Annotated in this window: 14 protein-coding genes and 2 pseudogenes; all 16 read right to left on the bottom strand. The window is 36.6% G+C overall.

Annotated features, from left to right (window positions below; genetic code table 11):
- Nucleotides 1-73: 73 nt before the first annotated feature.
- Nucleotides 74-1,393, bottom strand: a pseudogene (locus ACMZ6U_RS06700) (ISLre2 family transposase).
- A gap of 244 nt (nt 1,394-1,637) precedes the next feature.
- The gene (locus ACMZ6U_RS06695) at nt 1,638-2,141 is read right to left on the bottom strand and encodes a hypothetical protein (protein ID WP_416107336.1); all 504 of its coding nucleotides are present in this window, start codon (nt 2,139-2,141) and stop codon (nt 1,638-1,640) included.
- Between the two features lie 14 nt (nt 2,142-2,155).
- Nucleotides 2,156-2,953: a hypothetical protein gene (locus ACMZ6U_RS06690; RefSeq protein ID WP_416107335.1), complete on the bottom strand. Its 798-nt coding sequence runs from the start codon at nt 2,951-2,953 to the stop codon at nt 2,156-2,158.
- 29 nt (nt 2,954-2,982) lie between these two features.
- The gene (locus ACMZ6U_RS06685; RefSeq protein WP_416107333.1) at nt 2,983-3,189 is read right to left on the bottom strand and encodes a toxin C-terminal domain-containing protein; all 207 of its coding nucleotides are present in this window, start codon (nt 3,187-3,189) and stop codon (nt 2,983-2,985) included.
- On the bottom strand, nt 3,134-3,562 hold the full coding sequence (locus ACMZ6U_RS06680) for a hypothetical protein (RefSeq protein WP_416107331.1): 429 nt from the start codon (nt 3,560-3,562) through the stop codon (nt 3,134-3,136). Before ACMZ6U_RS06680 ends, ACMZ6U_RS06685 begins: the two co-directional genes overlap by 56 nt.
- Nucleotides 3,563-3,664: 102 nt before the next feature.
- A pseudogene (locus tag ACMZ6U_RS06675) lies at nt 3,665-3,865 on the bottom strand (IS5/IS1182 family transposase); the annotation flags it as partial.
- Between the two features lie 152 nt (nt 3,866-4,017).
- Nucleotides 4,018-4,257, bottom strand: a complete 240-nt coding sequence (locus ACMZ6U_RS06670) for a hypothetical protein (protein ID WP_416107329.1) — start codon at nt 4,255-4,257, stop codon at nt 4,018-4,020.
- Between the two features lie 128 nt (nt 4,258-4,385).
- Nucleotides 4,386-4,655, bottom strand: a complete 270-nt coding sequence (locus tag ACMZ6U_RS06665) for a hypothetical protein (protein WP_416107327.1) — start codon at nt 4,653-4,655, stop codon at nt 4,386-4,388.
- A gap of 221 nt (nt 4,656-4,876) precedes the next feature.
- Nucleotides 4,877-5,113: a hypothetical protein gene (locus ACMZ6U_RS06660; RefSeq protein ID WP_242258519.1), complete on the bottom strand. Its 237-nt coding sequence runs from the start codon at nt 5,111-5,113 to the stop codon at nt 4,877-4,879.
- 12 nt (nt 5,114-5,125) lie between these two features.
- Complete coding sequence (locus tag ACMZ6U_RS06655) at nt 5,126-5,320, bottom strand: hypothetical protein (RefSeq protein ID WP_416107325.1); 195 nt, start codon at nt 5,318-5,320, stop codon at nt 5,126-5,128.
- 242 nt (nt 5,321-5,562) lie between these two features.
- Nucleotides 5,563-5,784 carry a hypothetical protein gene (locus ACMZ6U_RS06650; RefSeq protein WP_416107323.1) on the bottom strand — a complete coding sequence of 74 codons (222 nt, stop codon included), beginning with the start codon at nt 5,782-5,784 and terminating at the stop codon, nt 5,563-5,565.
- A gap of 333 nt (nt 5,785-6,117) precedes the next feature.
- Nucleotides 6,118-6,606: a hypothetical protein gene (locus ACMZ6U_RS06645; RefSeq protein WP_416107322.1), complete on the bottom strand. Its 489-nt coding sequence runs from the start codon at nt 6,604-6,606 to the stop codon at nt 6,118-6,120.
- 14 nt (nt 6,607-6,620) lie between these two features.
- Nucleotides 6,621-7,424, bottom strand: a complete 804-nt coding sequence (gene imm40, locus ACMZ6U_RS06640) for an Imm40 family immunity protein (RefSeq protein ID WP_416107321.1) — start codon at nt 7,422-7,424, stop codon at nt 6,621-6,623.
- 316 nt (nt 7,425-7,740) lie between these two features.
- Nucleotides 7,741-7,962: a hypothetical protein gene (locus tag ACMZ6U_RS06635; protein ID WP_416107320.1), complete on the bottom strand. Its 222-nt coding sequence runs from the start codon at nt 7,960-7,962 to the stop codon at nt 7,741-7,743.
- Nucleotides 7,963-8,315: 353 nt separating this feature from the next.
- Complete coding sequence (locus ACMZ6U_RS06630) at nt 8,316-8,804, bottom strand: hypothetical protein (RefSeq protein ID WP_416107318.1); 489 nt, start codon at nt 8,802-8,804, stop codon at nt 8,316-8,318.
- 10 nt (nt 8,805-8,814) lie between these two features.
- The coding region (locus ACMZ6U_RS06625) for a LysM peptidoglycan-binding domain-containing protein (RefSeq protein WP_416107316.1) at nt 8,815-11,380 on the bottom strand (2,566 nt) is incomplete at its 5' end.

The following is an 11,380-nucleotide window of genomic DNA, read 5'->3' as shown; positions in this document are numbered from 1 at the left end:
ACAAAAAAACCTAAAAATCATGATTTTTAGAAGCAATTACCTCTTATACGACTTAGACTTATTTAGCATTTGTTTACCTTCTTCTGTTTTTGGGATCTAATTTATAGCTACGCATAGGAGGTGGGGATGGCGTTCGATGGTTCGCATACCCCGCACTAAAGCGATTCCCTTCGTATAAAGCGTATTGCTGTCGCCACTCCCCAAAGAATAGCTCCTCTAGTTGGTCGATGCGTTCCAATAAAATCAGTCAAGCCATGGTGTGCGCCCCTTTCAACGACCAGTACATCCCTCGATTTTTCATTCGGTAGGTAACTTTCCGATGTTGGCTCTCCATGCCACCAATCCCCCTTGACGATAAGCCTCGTAATTTTGGCGGTTTGATATCTTTAAAATTGCTAAGCAGTTTCCTCCGAAAACGCTGGTAACGATCCATCTCTTCTTCAGAAAGAATCAAAGACTCAACCGTGTCTAAAACAGTAATCATTAACGATTTATGATGGGTTTATATCGCCTTAAACATCAGTTTCTTTAGCGGTAAAGGGTAAGGTTTGAAGAATTTGTGGATGTTTTCATTTAAGTGATAGGCATCCCAAAAATGTTCATGTTGCTTAATCCCTAAAGCATCCTTTATTTCCTTAAAAGCTCGCTTCGTGTACCCTGTGCCATTGTCCGAATTGGTTATCAGAATGGTTTGATCCGTTATCTCAAAATGGTTGTAAAGATAGTCTAAGAGCTCTTCTTTGGCTTTTTCATAGTTAGTATGAACGATTTCATGTTAATTCTCTAACCCATAACGCTTGTGAGAGTTACCCTCTTTTTTCGACCCTGTATGAACCATAGAATGGGCAATGTCTGTCTTTTGGCGATTATCACCCCCTGAAGTTGTCTTCACCAGAACCCCATCGCCCTCCACATAAAGCCGTTTGACTGTCATTTTTTGTGGCTTTTTATTCTCCATGTGAAAACGGTAACGATCCTTTTTGGAAAAAAGCTCTCCAACGCATTTGACAGCTTTTAACACCGCACCTTTGGTCACAATGAGACGATAGGCATCCCGTATGGTACGACAAACTTCCCGATAAGACATCTTAGAGGCGTATTTTGCCATGTGCAACACCATTTCGGGAGAATAACGCATATAAGCAGTTAGCCCTAGCCATTCATCAACAGGGTAGCGTATTGTTTGCCCCTTACGCCAACGATTCCTTCGGAAAGTCATCTCACCAAACGTAAAAATAACCGTACGCTCAACGCTATCAATACGATGATAGCCCTGCTGCCTCATGATAATCGCTAGTTGGGCATCATAAGCTTCTACTTGTTTAAGAAAGTGCTTTTCCCGAACACGATCCATCTCGTGGACAAAAGCTGTTTCATCAAAATATAATCTCATGGCTTTATGCTCGAAGAAAATCAAAATCTGACTAGAAAAAGCGTCGTAGCTAGAACTAAATTTCATCAAGGTAAACTTGATAATATCAGATTTTGATTTTTCAATGAGAATTATTTTACTTCAGTGAAAATAATTTGAAAAGTATTTTTAAACAGGTTTAACAAAAAAACAGATGTAAGAACAAAGAAGCTATTGTTCTTACATCTGCTATGTTACATGCTATATCTATACTAAAGGCTTAAAATCATTCCTCATCATCATCTTCGTCATAGAAATCGAATTTATCCTTTTCCCAAAACAAGGAATTGGCTTCAATAATACGATGAATAGCATCCGAACTTCGGTTAAACCCCAAATAAGCGTAGTAATCCAATGCAAAATTAACCCATAAATCAGGGTGTTCAAAACTCACCCATATTTCTTCCCGTAAAGTCAAACGAGATAATATTAAAAATTGTTCAATGGTGACAGTAGCACCAACTTCCACCGGAAAACCTAAGTAAGTCCAATCAGTATCATGCTTATCTAATCGAGCAATTTGAAAAGAGTCAACATAAAACAACTTAGCAACTTCTTCCAAAGTCTTTAGGTATTGGTTCTCCACACGCTCATACTCCTCAAGCGTCACCAAAACACCTTCACAAACTTTACCAACATCCCAAATAGACGTCCAATCATCTCTCAGGTAATGCCCTAGTTCATTGCGATATTTACTATCATATTTTGAAAAGCTTAATTGATATTTCACACTGTTACTCCATTCTAAAGATAGGGCGACTCTCGGTCTTCCCAAAAAAGCTGATGTTTTTTAATAATAGCTTTTACTCTCTCCTTATCCCCATCAAAATACAAATAAGCGTAGTAGTCGTAGCCAAAATGGAATTGTAAGCGAGGATTAACCAGTTTGCACCACATCTCATCACGCAGAGTGTGACGTGATAAAATGAGAGCCTGATCCAAAGTCAAACTAGCGCCTACTTCTATCTTAAAATCATAAGTGGAAGTGTCAAAATCCAAGCTATCTAAATATGATATCTCAAACGTTGTAATTGATAAAGTAAGAGCAACTTCTCTAAGGACATTGATATAGGCATTTTCAATGCGCTCATACTCCTCAAGCGTCACCAGAACACCCTCACGAACTTTTCCAATATCGCCAATAGAAGTCCAATCATCTCTCAGGTAATGTCCCAGTTCATTACGGTATTTGATGTCGTATTTAGAAAATCTCAAAGTAGACATCTTTTTCTCCGAGATATTAATGACATAATGGTAACTGTCTCCATGGTTGATATGGTAATCTTTAACAAAAGACAAACAGTCAGCGATCGAAAGAGCTGGGTCATCTCCTCTGTAAAACCATTCATCTTCTTCAGAATCAATACCATCTTCATAGGAAAAGACAGTACACTTTAAAATAAAGTAAGAGTGTTTTTTTAAAATATCAGCAATAGCCAACAAGGTCTCATAATCCCAAGCTAACTCATTACTCGGTATGCGTTTCAAATGCTTACCTTTTTCTAACAACTCTGTCGGTAGTAGATTTTTAATAAAGATCATTATTCCTCCATAATGTAAATGACATCTACTCAATCCCTTATTTTATTTAAATCTTTATCGTAAGTTCCTTTTCGAGTGGTTTTACTTCTAATATCATCAAGTTTATCAGAACCTTTCCATACGCCTCCTTTGTGACTTTTATTATCTGGTGTGATAAACTTCGGATTTTTCTTTTTATTCTTAAAGATTGGTCGTCCACTCCTTGTGGTAACGCCTGCGCCAACGACAGTAATCACTTAACAAGACCCATTGGTTCCACCATTTATAGTCATGTTGGATAAAACGAGCGCTCTCAAGAAAATGCTTGATTCCTTTTTGTTGCCAGTTATCACTAGTTAGAAATTGCCCTCGACTACGCCTACGCTGTTGTTTTTTCTGCGCAAACACTCGGCTAACTCGAGCCAAACGAATCATAGGCTTATAATGATTGGCTTTCGTATAACCTTCACTAGGGATATTGATCAAAGCGTCCCTTAACAAACTTTCCCAAGTTAAGGGATTGTCATGTCGGTAGGCTCGCATACCACCTTGCAAGTCATTGGGGAGTTGGAAATGAATCTGTTCACCCTGTAAAGTTTCAACCTCGACGTAATAATAATTCTTTCCCATAATCAACCTCTCCTTAATCTTTTTCTTTGTCTTAGGATAACACAATTGATGTCCTATCGGTTATAACGAGGATGGTATGAGTCACTATCATTCCGTGGACTACAGTAAGAGATACTTGAACATCATGATAGGAGAGTAGGCACGACGCCCGAAGTCAGGTTGATAATTCTTTTCCAGCTCATCATAAATAAAGCTAAAATCACAGAGTTACGCTAGCTGCCGTAAAAAATGAGTTTTAGGAACAACAATATCATACAGAGTAGAATAGGGACTAACATCCAAAGTCAACTGATTATCAAACATCTCATCACCTCAACTTTAGTATAGCAAAAAAAGCCATCAAACGATGACTTTTTCAGTAGGCTCCCAATCTTATTCTCTCTAGGTGTTAGCTTTTCATCAAAATACAATCCATAATAGGGTGGTATTCAAAATATTTTTTATGTTTATTTCCTTTACAGTAGGCTAAAGATAGGGCGATTCTCGGTCTTCCCAAAAAGCCGATGTTTTTTAATAATAGCTTTTACCCGCTCCTTATCCCCATCAAAATAGAGATAGGCATAGTAATCATAGCCAAAATGGAATTCCAAATGGGGGTTGATAAGTTTACACCATATTTTCTCTCTAAGCATTAACTGTATGCAGGAAAGAGTTTCTTCCAACGTTAATGAATGACCTTCTTCTAAATAGGACAAGACAACTGCTAATTTCTCTTCTACTGATGTTGGAATTCTTTTGGACAGTGAAAAATTCCCCTTATAGTTTCTAGTAAAATAATTTGGTTATTTCACTGTCCACCATAAGGGAAGCATATCACATAGTATCAATATTTCTTAAACAATTCGTCCAAGTTGAGTGTCTCATCTGGACAATTCACATCGAGAATATACTTGTTTTTTTCCTTTTCGTCAGTCAATATTTTAATGTTCCATTTTGGGTGAAATATTAGGGTTGATCCTTTTAATTCGATAGCTAGATGAATATCGCCGTAATTTTCTGATATAAATACTAACCTATTTTGTTTTTCATCAAAAACACAGTCCATAATCGGACTATACTCAAACTCAAAATATGATAATTTAATTGTTTTCAATGTTATCTTCTCTTTCTTTGTCATTATACTTGCGCCACTATCTAGTGAGTCTATTCATAATTTCAATTTAAATTTTCATAACTAACAGTAATTTTTAAAACATTACAGTTTGAAAAACCGAATCGATACTTCAACTTGTTACCCCCTCTCTAAAAAATATAAAGTGATACACTTTCCTCCCAAAATAAGCAATTTGTGTTTCTTGACGGTAGTAATAGCTCCTAAAAATTTGTAGAATTAACATCTAGAATATATTTATTTGGGTGTTTTTCATCAATTACTATATTAATGTTCCATCTTGGATGAAATATTAAGGTTGACCCTTTTAATTCGATAGCTAGGTGAACATCGCCGTAATTTTCTGATACAAAAACTAATCTATTTTGCTTTTCATCAAAGACACAATCCATAATCGGATTATACTCAAATTCGAAACCTGATAACTTAATGTTTTTCATCTTTATCTCCTTTTAATCTGCAATAATATTTCCATCTTTGTCTAATGAGCCAATTCGACGGCCATCTTTTTTCAACTTCCACCGACGACCACCTTGTTGAGCCGTATCTTTTTCTACTGTATATCTACCATTTTTAAAAGTCCCATATATTTTTTGGATTGAAAAATCTATGTCTAATAAGACCATCTGGCTCAATGATATACTCAAAATTACCCCCACGAGTTTTGTAGTAGCCTGGAATTTCTACTAGAGTCCGTTCAATTCGTAATCTAGCCATCTCAGATACAAAAGCTCGCTCATCAAATCTAATCTCCATAAGAATATTTTACAAGAATGAAAATATCTTGAAAAGAGTTTTTGAAAAATAGTATTCTAAATAGACTTTCGTGATTAATCTCTTTAGCCTGTAACAACATCATAAACTCTTGCTTAAACCCTAATACATAAATCTATAAATTAGGTAATATTATTGTGTATGCAACAACCCAGAGTGTTAAAAAGATTACAGCGACAATACCCAAGAAAATTTTTTGATACTTTAGTAAACCTAAATTAATATATTTCTCTAAAATCAATAAAATAACAATCACAAACATCGTAACTATTGCTGACCAGAGACCACTTGCAAAGAGGTTACCAATAAATGCTATTAAACTTGCTACAATATTCACATAAAAACTTATCCTTTTTCATTAATTACTTCATTCGATATTCATTACAGACTCCCTTTCTGAGAAAAGGTTGTCAACGCATTTAACAGTTTTTAAAACTGCATCTTTAGTCACAATGGGATGATAACCCTACTTGAGAAAATGCTTTTCCCGAACACGATCCATCTCATGGACAAAAGCTATTTCATCAAAATATAATCTCATGGCTTTATTTTACTTCAGTGAAAATAATTTGAAAAGTATTTTTAAACAGGTTCAACAAAGAAGCTATTGTTCTTCCATCTGTTGTGTTACATGCTATATCTATACTAAAGGCTTAAAATCATCCTCATCTTATTCGTCAAAAAAAACTGTTTTCTCCTTCTCCCAAAATAAATGATTAGCTTTGACAATGCGCTTAACACCATCTAAGTTTCGATTAAAACCTAGAAAAACATAATAATCATCCACAAAATTGACCCAAATGTCGGGATTTTCAAAACTCACCCATAACTCTTCTCGTAAGATTAGCTTAGCTAATATCAAAAATTGTTCAATAGTGACAGTAGCCCCAACTTTTACTGGAAAGCCTAAGTCAGAGAATTCATTATCATGATAATCAACATCACGAATGCGAAAAGAGTCAATATCCAACAATTTAGCAACTTCTTCCAAAGTCTTTAGGTACTGATTCTCTACACGCTCGTACTCCTCAAGCGTCACCAGAACACCCTCACAGACTTTACCGACATCCCAAATAGACGTCCAATCATCTCTCAAGTAATGACCCAGCTCATTACGGTATTTAATGTCATACTTTGAAAAGCTTAAGCGATACTTCATCTTGTTACTCCATTCTAAAGATAAGGCGACTCTCGATCTTCCCAAAAAAGCTCATGTTTTTTAATAATAGCTTTTACCCGCTCCTTATCCCAATCAAAATAGAGATAAGCGTAATAATCATAGCCAAAATGGAATTCCAAATGGGGGTTGATAAGTTTACACCATATTTTCTCTCTAAGCATTAACTGTATGCAGGAAAGAGTTTCTTCCAATGTTAATGAATGTCCTTCTTCTAAGAAAGGATAAGCCATCAATACCTCACCACTGATGACTTCCAAAGAAGAAAGGTAAAACTCGGAGAGGGACATCATCTTAGCAACATCTCTAAAAACAGCCAAATAGCGTTCCTCAACCTTTTCATAGCCTATTTGAGTTAGTTCTTGCCCTAAAAATATCTGTCCAATATATTTCACACTACTCCAGTCCCTACTAAAACCATACCGTTTTTTATCTCGGCGACTTATCTCATCGTGCTTGGAAAAACAAAGTGACGTCATCCTAGGGCTAGCAATAACGAGAGAGTATAGATAGTGGGGCCCGTTCATCTCATGATAATCTTTAATATATTTCGAACTCTTCTGAACTGAGGCTATCCAATCATCTCCTTGATAACTCCAGCCATCATAGGTCCAAGAAACTTTACCCTTTCTAAAATGATAAACATCTCCTCCCAAAATAAGTAATTTATGCTTCTTTACGCTGGCAATAACTTCTAAAATATCATTATAATCCCAAGCAAGCTCATTAAGGTATAAGGCTTTTAAATCATAACCTCTCTGAGATAAGTCACTTGATAATATCGTGTTATAGTCAATCATAATCTACCTCTTGATATTTTTTGGATTGAAAAATCTATGTCTGATAAGACCATCTGGCTCAATAATATACTCAAAATTACCCTCACGAGTTTTGTAGTAGCCTGGAATTTCTACTAGAGTCCGTTCAATTCGTAATCTAGCCACCTCAGATACAAAAGCTCGCTCATCAAATCTAATCTCCATAAAAATATTTTACAAGAATGAAAATATCTTGAAAAGAGTTTCTGAAAAATAGTATTCTAAATAGACTTTCGTGATTAATCTCTTTAGCCTGTAACAACATCATAAACTCTTGCTTAAACCCTAATACATAAATCTATAAATTAGGTAATATTATTGTGTATGCAACAACCCAGAGTGTTAAAAAGATTACAGCGACAATACCCAAGAAAATTTTTTGATACTTTAGTAAACCTAAATTAATATATTTCTCTAAAATCAATAAAATAACAATCACAAACATCGTAACTATTGCTGACCAGAGACCACTTGCAAAGAGGTTACCAATAAATTCTATTAAACTTGCTACAATATTCACACAAAAACTTATCCTTTTTCCTTAATTACTTCATTCGATATTCATTACAGACTCCCTTTCTGAGAAAAGGTTATCAACGCATTTAACAGTTTTTAAAACTGCATCTTTAGTCACAATGGGACGATAACCCTACTTGAGAAAATGCTTTTCCCGAACATGATCCATCTCATGGACAAAAGTTGTTTCATCAAAATATAATCTCATGGTTTTATTTTACTTCAGTGAAAATAATTTGAAAAGTATTTTTAAACAGGTTCAACAAAAAAACAGATGGAAGAACAAAGAAGCTATTGTTCTTCCATCTGCTATGTTACATGCTATATCTATACTAAAGGTTTAAAATCATCCTCATCTTATTCGTCAAAAAAGACTGTTTTCTCCTTCTCCCAAAATAAATGATTAGCTTTGACAATGCGCTTAACACCATCTAAGTTTCGATTAAAACCTATATAAATATAAAAATCACCTGCATAATTAATCCATAAATCGGGATGTTCAAAACTCACCCATAACTCTTCTCGTAAGATTAGCTTAGCTAATATCAAAAATTGTTCAATAGTGACAGTAGCCCCAACTTTTACTGGAAAGCCTAAGTCAGAGAATTCATTATCATAATAATCAACATCGCGAATGCGAAAAGAGTCAATATCCAATAACTTAACAATTTCTTCTAATGTCTTTAGGTATTGGCTCTCTACACGCTCATACTCCTCAAGCGTCACCAGAACACCTTCACAAACTTTACCGACATCCCAAATAGACGTCCAATCATCTCTCAAGTAATGGCCAAGCTCATTACGGTATTTGATATCATATTTTGAAAAACGTATTCGATATTTCACACTGTTACTCCTACTTATCAATCTTATTTAAGTCTTTATCGTAAGTTCCTTTACGACTAGTTTTATTCTTAAGGTCTTTTATTTTATCCGCACCTTTCCATACACCTCCTTTATGTTTAGTATTATCTGGTGTAATAAACTTCGGATTTTTCTTTTTATTTTTGAAGATTGGTCGTCCACTACTGAACTCATTTGTCTTATCATAACCTAGTTCCTTAGCTAATTTTTCAGCTTCTTTATTGATCATGCTTTCAACAATCAAGGTTTGATTCGGATGAATCGTGTAGTCCTTGATGTCATTCAAAGCAATCAACTCTTCCATACTGATGCCATGTATGGAGGCAATGAGCCAGACTGAGTCTCCTGGTTGAACGGTATAGGTTTTATCCTTTTGTTGACTAGAAGCCACACCAGCTTCTGATACAATGACCGTTTGGCCAGGATGAATGAGGTTGTTATTAATATGATTCCACTTAATAAGGTCATCCATACTAATACCATGATTATGAGCGATAAGCCAAACGGAATCCCCCGCTTTTACCGTATACGTTTTAGCTGAAGTTGCCTGACTAGTATCAGAAGATTTTGATGGACTAGCTGGCTTAACAACTACCTGTTGACCGGGATGAATCGTGTAATTTTTGATGTTATTCCACTTAACCAAGTCATCCATGCTAATGCCATGGTTATGCGCAATGAGCCAAACGGAATCCCCCGCTTTTACCGTATACGTTTTAGCTGGACTTGCTTGACCGGTATTAACAGGAGCTTTAGTTGTCGTCGCTGGTTTAACAATCACTTGTTGACCGGGATGAATCGTGTAATTTTTGATGTTATTCCACTTAACCAAATTATCCATACTAATGCCATGGTTATGAGCAATAAGCCAGACAGAATCCCCTGCTTTAACCGTATACGTTTTGGCTGATGTTGTCGTCGAAGCTGGTTGACTCGGGGAAACTGGTTTAGCACTAGCGACAGGGCGGATTAAAAGATTCTGGCCTGGATGAATCACATTGTTTTTAATATTATTCCATTTGATAAAGTCACTCATGGCAATGCCATATTTATGAGATATCGACCAAACGGAGTCATTTGGCAACACTTGGTGTCTCTTGCCATCAGCCGACAACACCGTTGGTCTTACCAATAATTGCTGTCCTGGATGAATCGTGTAATGTTGAATCCCATTCCACGTAATCAAATCAGTCATACTAATGCCGAACTGATTGGAGATAGACCAAACGGAGTCATTAGGAATAACGGTATACTTATCACCTGCTAGATTATAAGTAGGGATTGTCCGAGCACCTGTATAGTAAAATACATTACTAGCAGCCCGAGCAGAACGATTTGGAGCAGTTGGTCCATAGGAAACGACTGGAGTAGAAGGTCTTATAGGGCCGTATGAGGGAACATAGGTACCAGTATTTCCTGTATAAGCACTACTATATCCAGCTGAAGAACGGGCATACTGTTTGGCTTGATTAACAGCACGACTTCTTGATTGAGCATTAGTACGACTTCTTGATTGGCGATGAACGCGAGAACTTTTTCTAGCTTTAGCACTTTTTTTAGCTTGATGATAATTCTTATAAGCTTCGATACCTCTATGGCCAACATAAGCTGTCCCTATAGCACTGGCTGCTACCGCCAACAACTTCCCAGTGGCAATTGCAGCGGAAACAATTTGAGGTCCATACATTACAATAAAAGGTGCTGCTGGCGCGAATCGCTTTCTACGTGACGACCCTTCTGTTGCTACTGGTGACAATTCTTGAACTTTCTTTTCAGATAACTGGAGTAGAGTATCCGTAAATTCACGTTCGGATTTAGCAGTAATGAGCTTATCGTATTCCTCCTCGGTACTACTGAGAATAAGCTCATCCATGAAGGCAGCTAGGTCTTGTTCTTGTTGAAATGCCAAAGAGTAAGATTTCAGTGTCTCCTCAAAGGCTTCATCTGTTTCTTTAGATGCTAACAATTGCAATTGTTCTTCAGAGAGTTGCTCTTTAAACGCCTCTAATTCAAGCAAGCCATAATCTTCGTTAATTTGTCTAATGAGAATTTCTTCTATGATTTTAGACTTCTCATCGTTGGTCTTAGCATTTTGAAAGCGCAACAACTCTTCTTGATTAAGTTGAGTGTGATAACGTCCTAAAGCACTATCAAAATCAAGTGGCTCATTACTAGAAGGGGCTGATTGTGCTAGAGACCTTTTAACTCTCTTTGGAGTAGAAGTCTCTTCAGAATCAGACGCCTCTGAAGGGAAAACTTTTTCTGGTATTTCCTCTTGACGAGAGACTTCAGCTGACGCCTCCGTATTTGCTGGTGATGGTAATAGGGGATCTGACACTGTCTCTGCTTTGACTGATACTTCTTCCTCAGAGCTCATAGCCCGAGTCTCCGAAGCAGAAACAGTATTGTCCTCACTTACCTGAGTAGACGTTGCAACGTCAGAAAGGCTCTCTGCGACTTCTTGTCGGATGGTTTCCAGCCGTTCACGTTCTTGAGTTAGTTGCCTTTCTTCTGCATAAGCGACACCAGATGGTAACAGCGTAGAAGAAACTAAGAAT

Source organism: Streptococcus pluranimalium (genome assembly GCF_047785745.1).
In the GTDB taxonomy this organism is placed as follows: Bacteria; Bacillota; Bacilli; order Lactobacillales; family Streptococcaceae; genus Streptococcus; species Streptococcus pluranimalium_B.
This window is presented reverse-complemented; position numbering and strand designations above follow the sequence as displayed.